This window comes from Pseudalkalibacillus sp. A8, assembly GCF_045920555.1.
Classification (GTDB): domain Bacteria; phylum Bacillota; class Bacilli; order Bacillales; family Fictibacillaceae; genus Pseudalkalibacillus.
On sequence record NZ_CP174509.1, the window covers coordinates 1,442,825 to 1,462,167 of the forward strand.

Below are 19,343 nucleotides of genomic sequence, written 5' to 3' on the forward strand. Positions count from 1 at the left end.
GGGCTATCATGAAAGTTTCAAGCGAATATAAAAATGAAATTCATACTGAATTCCCTATACATTTACCAGATAAAAAATTTGTTGACTGGTGTCTAGAAAATTTCTCAATAAATCGAGGCGTTTTTAATGTAATTGATAACTGGTTCTTTGATTATGGAATCCAACACATTGTCAAACGACGAAGGATCATTATTCAATATTTAGATCATTTGCAAACGTACAATCATATCAAGGTCAAAAGGAAAAGACCACAATTTGGAAAAGGAGGAGTTAAGCAGAGCCTTTATTATTTTGTCGGTAAGTGTCAGAATATAAATAATAGTCAAAATAAAGGTGAGGGGCGTTGTTGTGGAAGTCAAAGCTAGTAATTTTACACTGAACCATCTAATTAATGTCTCTGAGGAAACCGGTCAAAAGTGGAAGGATCTGGAGTTGATATTATCCAGTGCGGATGCATGGGGATTACTTAGAAAAGATTTGATTACTGCACTCGGTGTTCAAAGAGCGAAGAGGTTCCTACTACGCTATGGTTACAAATGTGGTGAACATGAAGCCCGAGTCCTTAAAGATTCTATCAATTGGGAAAGTAAAATGGACTGGCTTGTTGCAGGCTCGAAGCTACATTATTTGACGGGAAGAACGTATTCTTATCCTGAAAGTTTTCATGTGAATTTAGAAAGAGGTGAGTTTCGCGTTTCGGGTTATTGGATGGATTCTTATGAAGCAAAACAGCACTTGAATTACTTTCCTGCCCATAATGAACCCGTTTGCTATTACTTGGCTGGTTATGCGAGTGGATACACAAGTGCATGCATGGGGAAGAAAATCATCTTTAAAGAAACAAAATGCAAGGGCAAAGGTGACGACTATTGCAGCTATATCGGAAAAGCAGCTGAAGATTGGGGCGAGGAGATCGATGAAGAGCTCTTCTACTATGAAGATGATGATATGTCCGGTGAACTTGACCAGATGTACCGGAAAGTAGAACAACAAAAAGAGAGGCTTGAAATCGGTTATTCATTGAGTCGCAGTCTGAACAAAGCACTCCTGAAGGGCCAGGGGATGGATGGCTTTGCAAAAATCTTAGGTGAAAAATTACATTGCAATGTGTTGATAGAAGATAAACATTTTAACGAAATTGCTTCTTATAGACAAACACCAGGGATGGAAAAATACATTACAGCTAGGAATACGTTAAAAGGTATTGAAAAGAAGCTTTCTCTTAATGATGTTGTCGAAGCAGAGCTCACAGGTCAAACGTTTAAACTCGTAACCATCCCGATTTCGGTACGGAACCAAATTTACGGCTTCTTAACAGTAGCATTGAACAAGAAAATGGATGCTTTTTATAGGGATTTACTTGAAAGAGTGGCTATGGTGGCCTCATTACAAATCCAATATGAAAGGATCGCTATTGAGACAGAGCAGCGACTGAAAGGAGAGTTACTCGAACAGTTACTGAATAGTAAAGAAACAAACGTACAGGAAATATATAACCGTTTTTCTTATCTCGGATATGATCTTACCACCTCTCATTATGTTTTACATATTAAAATGGAGGATCAGAATGGCAATGAATTGGATAATGAAGAACAATTGAAAATCCGGAATAAACTCAATAATTTTTATCAAGAGCAAAATAAATTTGGTTCTAATATACTTATTTTAACAAAATGGAATACTGTTCAAGTCATCATTTCAAAAACGTCAATTGAGAGTGATGGGAAAACGATTAAGAAGTTTGCAGGTCAACTATTACGGAAACTTGATAATCCCAATTGCAGGTTTTATATAGGAGTTAGTGAGGAGACAACAGAACTTCCGGATTTTCACCATCGGGCAAAAGAAGCTAAGCAGGCAGCAGACCTGGCAAAAATAAGATTTTCATCTTCCCGGATTATGTTAGCGAATGAATTAGGCCACTTGTCACTATTTTTATATGCAAGAGAACCAGAAGAATTAAAAAAATTTGCCGAAGAAAATTTACAGCCTATTTTGGAATACGATCGAAAGAAAAATTCAGAGTTGCTTCAAACGTTATTTCACTATACCCAAAATGAGTTCAACCTTCATAAAACGGCCCGTGAAATGATTTTATCAATCAGCGGAATGCGATATCGAATACAAAAAATAGAAGAGTTACTCAATATTGATCTATCAAATTCCAACAGCCGGTTCGAAGTACAACTTTCACTCCAGATTTTCTTGATGCTCGGGAAGTTTTAACTGTTCGTTCATTAAAAAATAATACGAAAAAGGAGGAGTATGTATGGATTCAAAAAAATTCCGGGAAACACTAGGTCAATTTGCAACAGGTGTTACTGTCATCACTTCCAAGACTGAGGATAAACTGATCGGTTTGACAGCGAATGCTTTCTCTTCATTATCCTTGGATCCCCCGTTGATTCTGGTTTGTATCGATAAAACAGCTAGTAGTATGAAAGCTTTTAAAAATGAGCGCCCTTTCGTCGTTAATATTTTACAACAGAATCAGGAAAATGATTGCTGGCGTTTTGCAAAGAAATCGGATGATAAATTTAAAGATTGTCCCTACGATCTGACTGAGGATGGTATACCGATATTAAAAAATAATTTAGCTACCCTCCAATGTCAAGTGCACTCTATCCTTGAAGGTGGCGATCATTATATCGTAACCGGTCTTGTAAAGGATACCCTGTTCAATGGGCAAGCAGAACCGCTTCTTTTTTTCCGCGGGAAATTAAACCGAATCAAAGAACCGGAAAAAACGATGTAGGTTTACAAATAGCATGTTTCTATAAGGAGGTTTGAAAATGTTATCCAAAGAAAAAAACCAACTCTTGACTCAAACGGATAAAGGGACTCCAATGGGTGATTTATTCCGTAGATATTGGATTCCCGCTTTAAAGTCCGAGGAATTAGAAAGTGATGGAAGCCCGAAAAGGATCAAGTTATTAGGTGAAGATTTAGTTGCTTTTCGGGATACGGAGGGAAAAGTCGGTTTAATTGATGAACGGTGTCCACATCGAGGTACATCTCTCTACTATGGTATTAATGATGGATGCGGAATCCGGTGTATGTATCATGGATGGAAATTCAATACAGATGGTAAATGTACGGAAATCCCTTCTGAAGCAAAAGACGGAAAGTTCAGGCAATCCATAAAAATAACAAGTTATCCCGCCAAAGAAGTAAGCGGGATCATCTGGACATACATGGGCCCTGAGGAGAAGCAACCACCCTTTCCTGAATTTTATTGGATGGGACTCCCAGATGAAAATAAACTCGTTGAAAGGGTTTGGCAAGAGTGCAACTATCTACAAGTAATGGAAAATGATGTGGATTTTGTACATGCAGCTTTTTTACATAAAGCTCATGGTTCTCAAGCAGTAAAAGAAGGGATCTTGAGTTCGGATTTAGGAATTGATCCTGAACACCCGCTTGTCAAAAATCCTCCAGTAAAACAGGCAGTTGAGGATACGAATTATGGAAAACGTTGTATAGCTGTAGGACTTGGTAAAGAAGATCAAAATGCATTTATGGAAATTCACTATATCTTTCCCTTTTATACATTCCCGCCACGATTTAGCGGTGAGGATGGGATGTGGCATGCGTTCATTCCCCGGGATGATTATAGTACATGGTCTTGGGATGTCCAATTTTCACATCATCACAAGATTGATATTCAAGCGCAGCATGACCGCCGCGGTTTAGTATTGAACGAGGATATGAGGAAAGTGAAGAATCTTGAGAATCACTATGGACTGGAACGGGAGTTGCAAAAAACACATAACTTTACTGGAATCCGCGGAATCGCAAACCAGGACCATGCCGCAACTGAGACGATGGGTCCAATCGTAGATCGTTCAAATGAACATTTAGGTACAAGTGATTTACCCGTAATCAAGATGAGGAGCCTGCTCTTCCAGCAAGTAGAAAGAATACAAGTAGGCCACGACCCATTCAAGTTGGAGAATGAATCGCTGAAAACGTTATATAGTGATGGCGTTTATGATGATCGGGAAAAGACATGGAAAGAAGCATTGCCACTAAAAGAACAATTTCAGAAGAAAGAAAAAGTAGTGAAGAGTTGATGAATGAAAAGCAATATGAGGGCTATCGATCATTCAGTTACCTTACCGAAAATCAGGATTTTGAAAAATATGATCTAGCTGTAGAAATAAACAGAGTGAAACCTTATTCCTTAGACCTTACGGAAGATGAGGAAAAAAAGCTGGAAACGGTTTTCATGAAACATCCCATTGTATCTCTAAGAGACCATGGGTTCATCGTACCGACGAGGAATGAAGACATTCTTTCTTATTGCAGTCAGCTTCATACAGCATTTCACTATGAAGGGATTGCGAAATCAGGGATTGATGTAATCATCGAGAATTTCATGGATGGGATATCGACAATCAATTCTAAGTATGGTTTGAAATGGGATGACGTCATCTATTTATTAGGAATCCGATATGCAGATATACAAAAGCAAAACACTGTATTTCTGGCAAGCTCATATGAAGAGTTGAAAAAAGCGAAGAGACAGAAGAAAACGGCAATCTTGCCCTCCCTCGAAGCGGCAAACATTTTAGAAAATGAAATTGACCGCGTGGATATTCTTTACGGGTTAGGGATTCGGTGTATGGGGATTACATATAACCATTCCAACACTCTTGGATCAGGATTGTCCGAGAAGAAAGATGGAGGGTTAACTGATTTCGGCCGGCGTGTCATAGAGCGTATGAACAAACTTGGAATGATGATTGATATATCCCATTGTGGAGATCAAACCAGTTTGGATGTCATAGAGGCAAGCCGTGATCCTGTATTCATCACACATGCAGGGGCAAGAACCCTCTGGAATACGCCCAGGATGAAACCAGATGCTCTTCTTCAAGCATGCGCTGACAAAGGAGGAATTATCGGAATATGTGCGGCGCCGAACACAACACTGACAAAAAGTTCTCCTACACACTCTCTTCAATCGGTCATGGAACATTTCGAGTATATAAAAGACCTGGTAGGGATCGATCATGTTGGGTTTGGCCCAGATACATTTTTCGGGGACCACGTCGCTCTTCAACATGCGTTTGATAATATGCTAAGTATTTCAAAATCACATGGTGGTGAAACATTTGATGAATCTTCGTATGTGGAAGGAGCAGAGAATCCGACAGAAGCTATGAAAAATATGATCGGATGGATGGTGAAAAATAAATATTCTACTAAAGACATTGCGAAAGTAGCTGGCCGGAACACGATGAACGTCATGAAAGCTATTTTAAAAGACTAGCAGATTGGAGGTGAATCATATGGAAGAATCCGAGAAAGTAGCCATTGTCACTGGGGCAGCCCAAGGGCTCGGTTTTTCGATTGCAAAAAAGTTCGTTGCTGATGGACTGAAGGTCGTTTTCATAGATAAGAACCAAAAACGATTAAATAAAATAAAAGAATTTAGATTCATAGATCCAACAATCTCAAAAGAACCATGTTTTTGAATATGGACGTTTCCAATGTAACTGAAATCAAACAAGGGGTAAGAACCATACTAGAGACCTGGGGGCGTATCGATATTCTAGTCAACAATGCAGGAATCCGGAAAGAAACGCCAATTGAAGAAATTGATGAAGATGAATGGAATTTGATTCTATCCGTCAACCTTGGTGGGACATTCTTTTTCTCACAAGCTGTTGCAAATGTGATGAAAGATCAAAAGCACGGACGCATCATCAACATTTCATCCTACGGTGGACAAGCCGGACCACTGACTTCCGGTGCTCATTACTGTGCTTCTAAAGCAGGACAATTAGCGTTGACAAAAGTATTTGCCCGAGCCCTTTCTGATTTCGGTGTCACCGTCAATACTGTGGCACCAGCGGCGGTGAAATCTCCTGAAATGGATAAAATCGCACCGGAAAAATTAGAAAGAATGAAAGCTGGCATCCCTGTAAAACGTTTTGGGGAACCCGAAGAGGTAGCGAATATCGTTTCCTATCTAGCATCGGATATGGCTGGATACACGACAGGAGCAACGTTTGATATAAATGGTGGCTTGTTGATGCGATGAACCTGATTTCAAAAAATGAAAAGGAAAAAGGAGATGAATAGAATGGGAGAAATTAAACATGGTGCTCCTAAAGTACCTACTCCATTACGAGTATTCATGACGTTCGAGTCCACGGGCTGGTTTGATACGACAAAGGAACAAAAGGAAAAGGAAATCTTACCGGAGCTTAACAACGTTTTAGAAGAATGGAAACAAAACGGTTCGGAGTTACTTGCAACGTTTGATCGAGATATTTTAACAGCTGGACACGCTGGTCCTTCCAATTGGCATGCTTGTTTCCTTTACAACATCCCTGATCTACAGACAGTCACCGACATGACCCACTCATTCAGAGCAGCAGGGCTTGACCGTTATTTCCGGTTGGAAGCTTCTATTGGCCGCCCGTTCTTTCTTTTAGAAAAAAATTAAGGAATTAGAGGTGTGGGTATATGAAAAGATGTCTATATTTGATCCTTGCCGTTTTGGTGACTTCTATCTTGTCTGCTTGTGGAGGAGGTACTACGAATGCAGGTGAAGACACGATCAAGTTGACTTATGCATTTTTTGCTCCAGCCAATACTTTCCCGGCGGTGCAAATGGAAGAATGGAAAAAACGATTGGAAGAACGGACAAATGGAAAAGTGGAAGTGGAACTTTTCCATGGTGGATCGTTACTTGAAGCAAATAATATGTATGACGGAGTAGAAAGTGGAACAGCTGATATCGGATTGACCTCAACCTCCTATGAGCCGAGAAGATTTCCTTTACTCGCCATTTCTGATATGCCATCTATTTATAATAGTGCAACCTCTGCAAGCAAAGTAGTCCATGATCTTGTAAAAGAGTATCCCCCTGAAGCCCTTGAAAATTTTAAAATCATCACCACATTCGCCACAGAACCTGCCTATATTCAAAGTAAACAACCAATCACATCTTTAGATGAACTCAAAGGTCAACAACTCCGTATTGCCGGTGCATTAACCCCGATTATGGAAGAGCTAGGCGCGGCACCTGTCGAAATGTCACAGGCTGAAGTTCCAGAGGCATTGCAAACCGGCATCGTAAATGGATATGTCTCATCAAGAGAAATATTAAAGGATGCAAAGTTAGCTGAGATGGTCAACTATACGACTGATTACCCTCTAGCCTTGAATACGTTCATCGCAGTCATGAATAAAGACACATGGGACAGCCTTCCAGATGATGTACAGCAAGTAATCGATGAATTGAATCATGAAATGACCGTATTTACTGGAGAATACCTCGATAAACATGTACAGGAGTCTCTTGAATGGAGTAAAGAGAATCATGAGCATGAAATAGTAGAACTTTCTGATCGTGAAAAGTGGGATGAAAAATTAGAAAATATGAAAATGAATTACGTTGAAAAGGTCCAAAACCAAGGTCATCCTGCAAAAGAGTACCTGGAAAAAATGGAAAACCTGATTGAAAAGTATAACAGAGAAAGTGAATGAATTTATCCAGCCAGGAGGGAAACGAATGGAAGATAAACAAACCGTCCCGTTAGAGCAAGAAATCCCTCGAACGATGCATGAATCTACAGTAATGAAAAATGAGAAAACAAGTGTTTTTCTAAGAATAATCGATCGAATAAATCAAGGCTCAGCCGTATTGGCTGGGACTACTCTTTTGATAATGATTTTATTGGTTGTGTTTAATTCCATAAAAAGGCTATTTTCTGACCCAATCGCCGGAACGGTGGAGCTTGTAAGCTGGCTTGGAGCTGTTACCACAATATTCTCTTTAGGATACGCACAATTACACAAAGGGCATGTTTTTATTGACTTGCTGTATAAGAAATTTCCAGAGACAATACAACACATTCTCCATACATTCATGAATTTAGCAAGTATCGCGTTTTTTAGTGTAGCTGGATGGCAAATCGCTTTATATGGAATCAACTTAATGGAGAATGGGGTGGTTTCACCAACAATGAGAATATCGTTTTATCCTATTGTCATCTTTTGTTCACTGGGTTTCTTAGGTTTGTTGTTAGCCCTCGTTAAAGAGACGATCTTAATTTGGAGAGGGGGATCATGATGGATGCAAATATGTTAGCTGTTCTAGGTATCGTACTCCTATTCACTTTGATGTTCTTACGATTGCCGATCAGCTTTGCAATGATGATTGTCGGTTTCATCGGGGTCTTGATCTATGCTTCTCCCAGAGCTGCTTATAACTTGCTGAGTGCTGATTTATGGAACCAGTTTTCAAGCTACTCATTAAGTGTGATTCCTCTTTATATTTTCATGGGGGAAATCATATTCCGCACAGGTGTAACAGAAAAGCTATTTCAATCAGCGTACAAATGGGTTGGTCATTTTCGTGGTGGTATGGCGAGTACCACAATTTTAGCGAGTGCAGGTTTTGCCTCGATCAGTGGGTCCAACTCTGCAACTGCAGCGACCATGGCGACGATGTCTCTCCCGGAGCTGGATAAATACAAATACAATAAGGCCCTAAGCACTGGAAGCATCGCAACAGGGGGGACACTCGGGATCATCATCCCGACAAGTACAGTTCTCATTGTCCTGGCTCTTCAGATGGAACTATCAGTCAGGGATTTGTTCGTTGCCAGTATCATCCCGGGCATTTTTCTGACGCTTTTGTTGATCGTCACGGTATTGGACTTATGCCGTCTCTACCCGGATTACGGCCCTTCTGGTGAAAAGTCGAATATGACGGAAAGAATCAAATCGTTAAAAGATATCATCCCGATTGCGTTACTTTTCTTATTTGTCATCGGAGGTCTCTATTTAGGATGGTTTACTCCGACAGAATCAGGTGCATTTGGAGCGTTCGGGGCAATTGTCCTTTCTCTGTTGATGAAAAAGCTGACATGGGAACGTTTCAGGACTGCAATGGCAGGAACCCTTAAGTCATCGGCGATGGTCTTGATGTTAGTCGTGGCAGCGATGGTGTTTGGCCGCTTTTTGGCGATAACGAGATTGCCATTCACCGTAGCAGAATGGGTGAGCCAATTGCCTGTCCAGCCAATTATTGTTCTATGTGCTGTACTGCTGATTTATATCATAGGCGGATCTATTATGGATGCGCTCGGATTCCTGATCATTTCCATCCCGATTTTTTATCCGATGGTGATCGCACTAGGTTATGATCCAGTCTGGTTTGCGATCCTGCTTTGTGTTGTGACTAGTTTGGGTGCAATCACACCTCCTGTCGGAATCAATGCGTTCATTGTTCAAGGGATGACCCCGGAAACCCCTATCACCACTGTGTTCAAGGGAACGGCTTACTTTTTTGTAACCTACATCATTTTTATTGGATTACTTATTATGTTTCCGCAGATCATTTTGATATTTGTTTGATTTTTTCCTGTTACATACTTCAGAAAAAGGAGGATATTATGTGAGTTTAATAGATTTTCTGAAAGATATTTTAGAAGAGGAGGAAGTTGAACTTTTAACCGCTGATCCTGCTTTTACCTTTTTGTTTGAAGAAATAGAGGATGATGACAATGAATGAACTTTTGTTTGCTGATATTAATACAGTCAGTGCACTGCTGAAAAACAAGGAACTTTCCCCTATCGAATTGACAGAAATGACACTTCGTCAGATTCAGGAGCATGATCCGACACTCACTGCCTTTATTACGGTAATGGAGGCTGAAGCATTAGCCCATTCCAGGCAAGCAGAACAGGAGATCCAAGAGGGGAAATATAAGGGCCGGCTCCATGGAGTACCCATTGCCGTCAAAGATATCCTGCAAACAAAAGGGGTCCGGACGACCGGGGGTTCTAAAATTTTCGAAAATTGGATTCCAGATAGGAATGCTGTTTCAGTTCAAAAACTTAAAGAAGCAGGGGCTATTATCATCGGAAAAGCGAACTTGCATGAATTTGCCATGGGTGCCACAACAGAAAATCCTCATTATGGAAGTACACGGAATCCATGGGATTTAAAGAAGATACCTGGCGGGTCCAGTGGTGGTTCAGCAGTGGCGACTGCTGCTGGAATGGCATTCGGTGCAATAGGGACGGATACGGCTGGTTCAATCAGATTGCCAGCTGCAATGTGTGGAACAGTTGGATTTAAACCTACCTATGATCTAGTCAGTCAAAAAGGAAGCTTTCCGTTCAGCTGGTCTCTCGACCATGTAGGACCGATGACGAGGACAGTCAATGACGCAATCATCATGCTTGAAGCCATGAAAGAGAATGTTGAAAAGATGGAGGAGGCAAATGTCATTCCTTTGGAAAATTTAAAGGGAATGAGATTCGGATTTCATGAAGGCTATATGTTATCTGGTATCAAATCTGACGTCAAAAAGGTGATAGAGAAGGCTCTCGATCGATTGCAAGATCTTGGAGCTGAAATCATCCCTATTGAACTGCCGTTGATCGATCAAGCACTTGAGGCATTGAAAACGATCGCCCAATCGGAAGTACTTTCATTTCACGGTCCGCTGTTAAATAAATTTGGACATCTATATGGTGAAGATTTAAAATACCGTTTCCAGTTTGGTCGCGACATTCCCGCAACAGTCTATATAAATGCTCAGCGAATACGTAAACAATTCATACAGAAAACCTTAAGACAATTGGAAAAGATTGATGCACTCGTGGGACCTACTAATGTTCAGGAACCTTTTGAAATCGGAACGATGGTTCCGGAACAAGCGATCAGCAATATGTTTACACTTGGAAAAACCCCATTAGCCAATATCCTTGGGTTTCCTTCATTATCTGTTCCATGTGGATTCACACAAGCTGGTCTCCCTGTCGGCCTACAGTTTATCAGTAAACCATATTCCGACAGAAAAGTTCTTCAAATTGGTGAATGCTATGAAAAAGCTGAAAACTGGACGGAAGCTCTTCGAAAAAATAAAAATTACGTTAAACTCCCTCAGGGTTAGAAAGGGGCTGGAATAGAAGTGGGATTGAATAGAAAGTCGATGAAAGTCCTATGGAATGTCGTTTGGGCCGTCACGATCATTTCTTTATTAGTTGCTTGTCGTACAAATGAAGAGGGGACAGCAAACGTAGAAAAGGAAAAGATCAAACTGTCCTATGCTTTTTTCGCTCCAGATAGTACTTTTCCTGCAGTGCAAATGAAAAAGTGGTCGGAAGAATTAGAGAAAAGGACAGATGGACAAGTAGAAGTGGAGTTGTTTTTCGGAGGTTCGTTTTTAGAAGCGAACAACATGTTTGAGGGAGTTGCCAATGGGACAGCTGATATCGGACTTACAGCCACAACGTATGAACCTGGACGTTTTCCGTTATTGGAAATATCAGATCTGCCCTCAGGTTATCCAAATTCAGAAGTGGCCAGTCAAGTTGTCAACGATTTAATAAAAGAATATCCACCAGAAGCTTTGAGTGATTTTAAGATCATCACTTCTTTTGCCACTGAACCTTCTTATATCCAATCGGTAGATCCTATCTCAAACTTGAACGATCTATCAGGGAAACAATTGAGGATTTCCGGTGCCCTTACCCCAGTCATGAAAAAACTAGGGGCTGCACCTGTCGGAATGTCACAGGCTGAAGTGCCAGAAGCGTTACAGACTGGGGTCATTGAAGGAAATATTTCTTCACGGGAAGTATTAAAGGATTTCAAATTAGCAGAAACAGCTAAATATGTAACCGATTATCCACTGACAATAACGTCTTTCGTAGCAGTGATGAACAAAGATACATGGCAAGGGTTACCTGATGATGTGAAAAAAGTGATCGATGAACTTAATGGAGAAATGAGTATTTTTACTGGAAAGTATTTAGATGAACACGTAAAAGAAGCCATGGAGTGGAGTAAAGAAACAGAAAACTTAGAAGTCATCTCTTTATCGCAAGAGGAGGAATTAAAGTGGGAAGAAACATTGAAAGAGATACAAGAAGATGTCGTTGAAAAGGTTGATTCTAAGGAATTGCCTGGATCTGAATACCGTGACCGTTTGTATGAATTGGTTGAAAAATATTCTGAATAGACAAAAAATAGAGGTGAAATGAAATATGGAAATAGCAGTTTTAGGAGGAGGTAACGGGTCTTACGCGGCAGCGATTGATTTAACTGAAAAGGGTCATCATGTACGACTATGGAGAAGAAATCAAGAGGCTTTCAGCTCTGTATTAGAGAAACAGGCTATACAAGTGAAAGATTCCAAGGGTACAAGAATGGTTCCCCTTAAAATGGCAACATCAGATTTGAAAGAAGCTGTGAAAGGAGCCGATCTCATTGTCATTCCTTTACCGGCTTTTACACAACGCACGGTTGCTAAGAAGCTTGCCCCTGTATTGGAAAATGGCCAAGTCATCTTTTTACCACCTGGGACATTCGGCAGTTATTTGATGGCAAGGGTGCTTGTGGAAGAAGGGTGTAATGCGGAAGTCGTTTTTGCCGAAACAGGGACCCTTCCTTATTTAGCAAGAAAGCATGATGAACAAACTGTTTCTATTTCTGGACGAGCCACACGACTTCCTACTGGAGTATTCCCAAGTGGCCAGTCTGACCATGCATTTGGAATCTTACAAAAGGCATATCCTTCGATTGAACCGATAGAAGATGCACTCGATGGCGCTCTGATGAATGCAGGCCCGATCATTCACCCACCCCTTATCATCATGAATGCAGGCCCGATCGAACATTTTGAAAAATGGGATATTCATGATGAAGGAACACAACCGTCTATCCGGAACGTCCACAGGTCCCTTGATGGGGAAAGAATCAAAATTCGTGAAGCATTAGATTACAGCCCTCCGCACTTCCCACTGGAAGATCACTATAGCGATGAAGGAGAGGAATGGATGTATGGGGATGGGGCACACGAAGAGCTTGTCGATGGTGAAGATTGGTATGAAAAACTTGATTTGAAGACCCATCGTTATATGCAAGAAGATATCGTTTGTGGCCTTGCCTTTCTCGTTTCCCTTGCGGATTGGTTGAATATTAAAACACCAACTGCGACAGGGTTACTAGCTATTGCGTCCAGCATAATTGATAAGGATTTACGTGAAATCGGCAGAACGATGGAAAACCTGAATCTTTCCAGTCTGTCGAAAGAGGAATTGAAAGAAATCTTAGAAAATGGAATAAAGCAATATGAAATCCAGTGAAGGAGTAATCGCAATAGCCGGAGCAGGAAGGATGGGAAGAGGAATCGCCCTGACATTCGCTTATCAAGGATATCAAGTGAAACTCCTGGATATCAAATATAGAGACACGGAAGAATTCCAGCAATTGAAATCAACGGCATTTCATGAAATCAAGAATCAGCTGGATGTCCTGGTCTTAGGGGACGTCATCCTGCAAGACTCTATTCCTGCAATTCTAGAGCGGATCGAAGTCTCCTCCATCCATTCTGACAATGAAGCTTCATGGAAGGAAGCCGAGATTCTGTTCGAAGCCGTACCGGAAGTTTTGGAAATCAAAGAAGAAGTTTTTAAGGGGATCTGCCCTCATTTGTCTCCAACGGCGTTGATAGCTTCTACTACCTCATCTTTTTCGGCAAATGAACTAGTTGAATTTGTGACAACGAAGGAAAGATTCATGAATACACACTGGTTGAATCCAGCTTACTTGATCCCACTGGTCGAAGTAAGTCCATCGAATGAAACGAGTAAAGAATCCTTAAAAGAAATGTTTTTATTACTTGAGCGTATTGGAAAGGTTCCGGTTGAATGCAAACCTTCACCAGGCTTCATTGTTCCAAGGATCCAAGCGCTAGCCATGAATGAGGCATCCCGTCTAGTCGAAGAGGGAGTAGCCTCTATGGAAGATATCGACAAAGCTTCTAAGGTAGGTTTTGGACTCAGGTTCGCAGTGCTTGGATTGTTGGAGTTCATAGATTGGGGAGGCGCAGACACACTTTTCCATGCGAGTAATTATTTGCAACATTCAATAGAGGATGACCGTTTTGAAACCCCGGAAATCATCAAGAAAAAGATGGCTGATGGGGAAATCGGCATGAAAGCGGGGAAGGGGTTTTATTCCTTTGATGAAAAAAATATCAATGACTATCAAATCCAGACACTCCAAAAGTTCATTGACCTTATGAAACACCTGGGATTAATGGAAGATAACCATTTTCATAACGGAATGGCTGGTTTAAGGAAGCAGACCGAATCGAAAGGAGTGTAGAAAAGAGTCCATGAAAATGAAAAAAACATTCTATTTAGTCGTATTATCATGTTTGCTCATCCTATCTTCAGCTTGTTCAGCCGAAAGTTCAGATGGGGAAGGATCCGATATTACGCTTAATGCAGTCAGTTTCTTAGCCAAAGATCATCCTTTGACAGCGACATTGCATGACTGGAAAGATCGGGTGGAAGAAGCAACGGATGGAAGAGTGAAAATCAATTGGAGAGGCGGGGCGGATGCCATTCCGATTGGTGAACAATTCGAAGCCATGCAATCTGGTGCAATTGATATTAATTTCACTTACATTGGGCAATACCAAACCCTTATGCCTGAATCATTAAGTATAGCCCTTTCTCAATACCAACCGTGGGAAGAACGTGAACAGGGATTCTATGACTATATGGTTGAACGTCATAAGGAATTGGACGTGATGTATATCGGACGGTGGCTTACGGGGTCTCCAAGATTATGGCTGAATGAACCGATTGATGCGGTATCCGACTTGAAAGGGATGTCGATCCGTTCTGCACCTAACTATAATCGTTTCTTTGAAGCATTAGGAATCAATTCTAAAATGATCGATCCTTCAGAAGTTTATACTTCTCTTCAAACAGGTGTCGTCAAGGGATTTGTTTATGGAGGATTCAGTGGTCCAAGGAAAGATGGATGGACAGATTCTACGAAATATGTAGTGGATCACCCATTTTGGACTCAAAATTGTGTGATTTTGATGAACAATAGCAAGTGGGAAGAAATTTCGGAAGAAGATCAAAAAGCCATCATAGAAGCGACAGCTGAGTATGAGAAATATATGGTGGACTACTACCAGAAACAGGATAAGGAAGAGATCGAAGAATTGAAGGCGAACGGTGTTGAATTGATTGAATTACCAGAGCAGGAAGCGGAAAAATTCATCGAGACGGCATATGAAACGGAATGGAAACATTTAGAGGGAGAAGTACCTGAATTGGTTGATAAATTGAGAGAGTTGACGACAAAGCCGGATTAAGGGAAACGAAACTCCTGTGCAAAAGAAATGAGCTGGTGAATGTATATTCAGCAGCTCATTTTTTAAATTGTACTGATTCTTTTTACCAGTATTTCTTGTTATCGAATGAAGCTTGGCAGCCAAAGGGAAAGCGAAGGGAAGAGGATCAGGATGAGCATCAGTATCCCATTTAAAAGTATGAAAGGGATGACCGATTTATAAATCTGTACCATTGTAATCGAATCATCAGGCACAACAGCCTTCATTGCAAATAGATCCATTCCGAATGGTGGCGTTATGGTAGCCATTTGCATGTTAAGCAACATAATGACACCAAACCATAACGGGTCGAATCCCATGCCACCAGCGATAGGCATCAATACTGGGAGGGTCATCATCATGATCGAAAGGGGCTCCATGAAGCATCCCAGAATCAATAAGGAGATTTGCAGCAGAATTAAAATGACCAAAGGTGGGTAATTCAGATTGCTTACGAGTTGGACGAGCCCCTGGGTGACCCCTGTATAGCTCAATATTTGTCCGAATGTGGTTGAACCGACAATGATCATGAAGATCATTACACTGGATTTAAAGGTCCCGGTCAATGAATCCCGGATACTTTTCCATGTCAGTCCACCATAAAAGTAGGAAAGGATTACAGTACCTATAGCGCCTAAAGCCGCACTTTGTGTCGGTGTCCCGAATCCTAAAATGATGACACCTAATAGGAGGAATACAATGATTCCCAATGGGAGTATGTATTTTACTGTATCCATGATTTTTTCAGACAATGGAATCTTTTCTACATCATAAGTCGGGGCAAGGCTTGGCTGTAAAAAGCTGCGAATGACGATATACAAGAGAAATAAGGTTGCTAATAAAATGCCCGGAAGTACGATTGCAATTAAAAAATGACCAACCGGTATAGAAGCTAATGATGCTAATAAAATGCCCAATGCGGTAGGCGGTATCATGGTGGCCAACCCGGCACTGCCGAGAATCGGACCGACTGACATCGTGTGGCTATAGCCTTTCTTCTGCATATCCGGTACTAATAGGGAACCCAATAAGGCGGTACTGGCTACGCTTGAACCGCTGAGCACAGAAAAAAAGGAACCACTTCCCACCGCAACGATACTTAATCGACCAGGCAAACGACCAAACCATTTACCGATTGTTTCGAATACTTTCACCCCAAGCCCTGTCCTGAACATGATTTCTCCCATTAAAATGAACATCGGAATAGGCAATAAAGAGAATTTGGATACAGAATCGAAAATATTCAAGACAAGTTGATTGATACCCGCAGTACCATTCCAGAGCAACATAGCGCCAACCAAATTGACTGTCAGGAATGAAAATGCGATTGGCAGTCCGATGACAAAGAGCAAAAAAAGTGCTCCGAATATGAAAAAGATGACGAGCCACCAATCCATTACAACCTACTCCTTATCCCTATTTTTGGTAAAACCTTTATGAGGTTTCTTAAAAATTGCACTGACAAGAGCATGAAGCCGATCGGTATGATGACGATCAATAAATAACGCGGGATTTGGAGAATAGCATCTGTATGGACCCCTTTGTTATACATCTCGAACGTTACAAGAAATCCAAAGATAGTGATGACCATTGAAATGCCAAAACCGATAAGGGAGCTGACCAATCCGAATAGGTTCTTAAGGCGATCTGGTACGTGATTTAACACTAGGTCAAAGTGAATATGGCCACCTTCCTTAAGTAACCAGGCTGCCCCCAAAAAGGTGAGGAACACTAAGAGATATTCTGTCACTTCCAAAACCCAGGGAATGGATTGGTTTAATAGATTCGAAGTCAGAACATCAATAATGATCAATAGACCAATGATGACAAGGATGGATTTCCCAATCGAAGCCATCATGTCTAATAAGACGTTGAAAAAGCCACTCAGTTTATTCATTATGGACAACCTCCTCAAATCAAGCTGTTAAACGAGTACAAATATTGCTAAGACGAAATCAACGAATAAAAGCATCGACTCACAACTGATTCACTTTTTGATGAAGTTGTCCACTTACTTGATAGGAAGCGGTAGTGTTGGCTTCGACTTCTTCAAGCGTTGTATCGCCGATCAATTCTGTAAGTTCATAGACATCTCCTTTCCATTTGAATATGGCAAGGTCCGTGATGATCATGTCAGCTCGACGTGTCGAGGTGATGGGGTAGATACACTTGTCGACAAATTTCGGTGATCTGTCCTTGGCAACATGGTTGGTTGTAATGATGATTTTTTTAGCGCCGACAAGTAGATCCATAGCCCCTCCGACGCCGATGATATCTTTTCCAGGTATCGCCCAATTCGCGACTCGTCCGTGGGAATCGATCTGAAGGGCACCAAGGATGGCTACATCCACGTGTCCGCCCCGTATCATCGCAAACGAATCGGCACTATGGAAGTACGATGCACCAATGGCTTCACCGACTGGAAGTTTTCCGGCGTTGACGAGTAACGGATCAACATCTTCCTCTTCTACATCGCTTACCCCAAGGAGACCATTTTCAGTGTGCAAATAATAGTTTTCTTCATCCAGATATTTAGCGACAAGAGTAGGAATCCCGATTCCCAGGTTGATGATAGAATGAGGGGATAGTTGTTCAGCGGCTTTTTTGGCGATCAGTTCTTTCTTATCCAATTTCCTTCACCCCTTCTTTCGTCAAGATCAAGCTACTGGTGATGATGGCATCGACAAACAGATGAGGCGTTACAATTTCCTCAGGAGACAATTCTCCTTCTTCTACGATTTCATCAACCTCTGCGATCACATAGTCAGCAGCTGTCGCCATTACCGGATTAAAGTTCCTGGCGGTTTTATAGAATACGAGGTTCCCTTTCGTATCGGATTTCCACGCCCGGATCAGCGCTACATTGGCTTTCAGGGGTTTTTCGAGTAGGTAGGTTTCACCGTCGATGACCTTCGTTTCTTTCCCTTTCGCCAATTCCGTTCCAGCTGCGGTTTTTGTATAAAAGCCACCAATCCCGGCTCCACCTGCACGAATAGCTTCTGAAAAAGTTCCTTGAGGAAGCAATTCAAGCTCCAATTTGCCCTTGTTGTACCACTTCGCTACATCCCGGTTACTCGTAAAATAAGAACCGATCGCTTTTTTAAGTTTTCCTTGTTGCAACAGTATCCCTAAGCCTTTTCCACTTTCTCCGACATTGTTGCTGATGACTGTCAGTTCCCGAGCATCATGACGGGTAAGTTCATTGATCAGAGTCAGCGGACTTCCGATGAGACCGAATCCGCCAACCATCAGAATATCGCCTGTTTTAACCTTCTGAATGGCATCTTCAGGTTCCATTATTTTGGTAGCGCTCATGTGTTCACTCCTTTTCTTGATAAAAATCCCTGGATCTGTTGTGAGATTTCAGGCTGTTGATTAAATACCAGTTCGTAATGATTGGCTGGTGTGTATTCAATCATCGATTCCTGAAGGAAGCCTTTCGTTTTTGTATAGGAAGATTCCTGAAACAATGCCCTTTTGTGCCCCAATTGCCCGGTAGCAATGAGAAGGAAAATATTGCAATCGATTGAAGGGAATATGTTTTCCGGGTCAAAGGCATAAAAGCTTTCGAAATCTTGCTCAAGGAAAGAAGGATCAGATTTATGTTCCCATGACGCTCCCTGTCGCTTGATTTCATACCTTAAAATCTCTTCCATCGTATTTGTCCACTTTATGGACAAGCTTGTGTAAAGCTTCCTGGTTTCTTTCACATATTCTTCTGGAAAGGAATAGCTTTTTTTCAATCGGTTCAACGAAGGGAGGACGAGTTCTCGTGTAACACTGTCCGCCTCTCCGACACCATCCAATAAAATGAGGGCTTCTACATCAGATAGCCGGCTTGCTGCAATCGAACCGATATAAGCCCCCATTGAGTAGCCCATGAAGATCGGCTTATCGATGTTCAACGTATCAATGAGATCCAGAAGATCATCCGCATGTGTAAAGATCGATGTGTTCGCACCTGCTGGATCACTGTTCCCGCGCCCACGGATATCATAACTGATAAAGCGATAGGTTCCCGAAAGTGCTTCCTGGTAATGATGGAATTGCAGGTGATTCCCGGTAAGCCCATGGATCCCTATAATCGTCCCTTTATCACCTGGGGTATCACGGATATAAAAGGTTTGTCCCTTTTTAGTCGTTACATATCGTCCCATTTATTGATTCTTC

Annotated in this window: 21 protein-coding genes; 16 read left to right on the top strand and 5 right to left on the bottom strand. The window is 41.4% G+C overall.

Annotated elements, in window-relative coordinates; genetic code table 11:
* Positions 1-8: 8 nt before the first annotated feature.
* The 16 genes from ACJROX_RS07525 to dctP all read left to right on the top strand — a co-directional run bounded on the left by ACJROX_RS07525 (position 9) and on the right by dctP (position 15,155).
* Positions 9-365: a hypothetical protein gene (locus ACJROX_RS07525; RefSeq protein WP_408010129.1), complete on the top strand. Its 357-nt coding sequence runs from the start codon at positions 9-11 to the stop codon at positions 363-365.
* Complete coding sequence (locus ACJROX_RS07530) at positions 349-2,226, top strand: XylR N-terminal domain-containing protein (RefSeq protein ID WP_408010130.1); 1,878 nt, start codon at positions 349-351, stop codon at positions 2,224-2,226. Before ACJROX_RS07525 ends, ACJROX_RS07530 begins: the two co-directional genes overlap by 17 nt.
* A gap of 43 nt (positions 2,227-2,269) precedes the next feature.
* Positions 2,270-2,755: a flavin reductase family protein gene (locus ACJROX_RS07535; RefSeq protein ID WP_408010131.1), complete on the top strand. Its 486-nt coding sequence runs from the start codon at positions 2,270-2,272 to the stop codon at positions 2,753-2,755.
* Between the two features lie 37 nt (positions 2,756-2,792).
* Positions 2,793-4,073, top strand: coding sequence for a Rieske 2Fe-2S domain-containing protein (locus ACJROX_RS07540; protein WP_408010132.1), 1,281 nt, complete (start codon positions 2,793-2,795; stop codon positions 4,071-4,073).
* The gene (locus tag ACJROX_RS07545; protein ID WP_408010133.1) at positions 4,010-5,275 is read left to right on the top strand and encodes a dipeptidase; all 1,266 of its coding nucleotides are present in this window, start codon (positions 4,010-4,012) and stop codon (positions 5,273-5,275) included. Before ACJROX_RS07540 ends, ACJROX_RS07545 begins: the two co-directional genes overlap by 64 nt.
* Positions 5,276-5,294: 19 nt before the next feature.
* Positions 5,295-5,480, top strand: coding sequence for an SDR family NAD(P)-dependent oxidoreductase (locus ACJROX_RS07550; protein ID WP_408010134.1), 186 nt, complete (start codon positions 5,295-5,297; stop codon positions 5,478-5,480).
* Positions 5,471-6,049, top strand: coding sequence for an SDR family NAD(P)-dependent oxidoreductase (locus ACJROX_RS07555; protein ID WP_408010135.1), 579 nt, complete (start codon positions 5,471-5,473; stop codon positions 6,047-6,049). Before ACJROX_RS07550 ends, ACJROX_RS07555 begins: the two co-directional genes overlap by 10 nt.
* A gap of 42 nt (positions 6,050-6,091) precedes the next feature.
* The gene (locus tag ACJROX_RS07560; protein WP_408010136.1) at positions 6,092-6,457 is read left to right on the top strand and encodes a hypothetical protein; all 366 of its coding nucleotides are present in this window, start codon (positions 6,092-6,094) and stop codon (positions 6,455-6,457) included.
* Between the two features lie 20 nt (positions 6,458-6,477).
* Positions 6,478-7,503 carry a TRAP transporter substrate-binding protein gene (locus ACJROX_RS07565; protein WP_408010137.1) on the top strand — a complete coding sequence of 342 codons (1,026 nt, stop codon included), beginning with the start codon at positions 6,478-6,480 and terminating at the stop codon, positions 7,501-7,503.
* 25 nt (positions 7,504-7,528) lie between these two features.
* The gene (locus ACJROX_RS07570; protein WP_408010138.1) at positions 7,529-8,089 is read left to right on the top strand and encodes a TRAP transporter small permease; all 561 of its coding nucleotides are present in this window, start codon (positions 7,529-7,531) and stop codon (positions 8,087-8,089) included.
* Complete coding sequence (locus ACJROX_RS07575; protein WP_408010139.1) at positions 8,089-9,378, top strand: TRAP transporter large permease; 1,290 nt, start codon at positions 8,089-8,091, stop codon at positions 9,376-9,378. Before ACJROX_RS07570 ends, ACJROX_RS07575 begins: the two co-directional genes overlap by 1 nt.
* A gap of 149 nt (positions 9,379-9,527) precedes the next feature.
* Entirely contained in the window at positions 9,528-10,925 is a 1,398-nt protein-coding gene (locus tag ACJROX_RS07580) for an amidase (RefSeq protein ID WP_408010140.1), read from the top strand.
* A gap of 39 nt (positions 10,926-10,964) precedes the next feature.
* Entirely contained in the window at positions 10,965-11,996 is a 1,032-nt protein-coding gene (locus ACJROX_RS07585; RefSeq protein WP_408010141.1) for a TRAP transporter substrate-binding protein, read from the top strand.
* Positions 11,997-12,021: 25 nt separating this feature from the next.
* Positions 12,022-13,122 (top strand): NAD/NADP octopine/nopaline dehydrogenase family protein, encoded by a 1,101-nt coding sequence (locus ACJROX_RS07590; RefSeq protein ID WP_408010142.1) that lies wholly within the window; start codon positions 12,022-12,024, stop codon positions 13,120-13,122.
* Positions 13,109-14,146, top strand: coding sequence for a 3-hydroxybutyryl-CoA dehydrogenase (locus ACJROX_RS07595; RefSeq protein WP_408010143.1), 1,038 nt, complete (start codon positions 13,109-13,111; stop codon positions 14,144-14,146). Before ACJROX_RS07590 ends, ACJROX_RS07595 begins: the two co-directional genes overlap by 14 nt.
* A 16-nt stretch (positions 14,147-14,162) precedes the next feature.
* Positions 14,163-15,155, top strand: a complete 993-nt coding sequence (dctP, locus tag ACJROX_RS07600) for a TRAP transporter substrate-binding protein DctP (protein WP_408010145.1) — start codon at positions 14,163-14,165, stop codon at positions 15,153-15,155.
* Between the two features lie 98 nt (positions 15,156-15,253).
* Here the strand turns inward: dctP and ACJROX_RS07605 are convergent, their stop codons facing one another.
* The 5 genes from ACJROX_RS07605 to ACJROX_RS07625 form a co-directional block, all read right to left on the bottom strand.
* The gene (locus ACJROX_RS07605; RefSeq protein ID WP_408010146.1) at positions 15,254-16,570 is read right to left on the bottom strand and encodes a TRAP transporter large permease subunit; all 1,317 of its coding nucleotides are present in this window, start codon (positions 16,568-16,570) and stop codon (positions 15,254-15,256) included.
* Entirely contained in the window at positions 16,570-17,070 is a 501-nt protein-coding gene (locus tag ACJROX_RS07610) for a TRAP transporter small permease (protein WP_408010147.1), read from the bottom strand. The genes ACJROX_RS07605 and ACJROX_RS07610 overlap by 1 nt, the downstream gene beginning before the upstream one ends.
* A 79-nt stretch (positions 17,071-17,149) precedes the next feature.
* Positions 17,150-17,803, bottom strand: coding sequence for a 3-oxoacid CoA-transferase subunit B (locus ACJROX_RS07615; protein ID WP_408010148.1), 654 nt, complete (start codon positions 17,801-17,803; stop codon positions 17,150-17,152).
* Positions 17,796-18,488, bottom strand: coding sequence for a CoA transferase subunit A (locus ACJROX_RS07620; protein ID WP_408010149.1), 693 nt, complete (start codon positions 18,486-18,488; stop codon positions 17,796-17,798). The genes ACJROX_RS07615 and ACJROX_RS07620 overlap by 8 nt, the downstream gene beginning before the upstream one ends.
* Positions 18,485-19,330, bottom strand: a complete 846-nt coding sequence (locus ACJROX_RS07625) for an alpha/beta fold hydrolase (protein ID WP_408010150.1) — start codon at positions 19,328-19,330, stop codon at positions 18,485-18,487. The genes ACJROX_RS07620 and ACJROX_RS07625 overlap by 4 nt, the downstream gene beginning before the upstream one ends.
* Between the last annotated feature and the right edge of the window lie 13 nt (positions 19,331-19,343).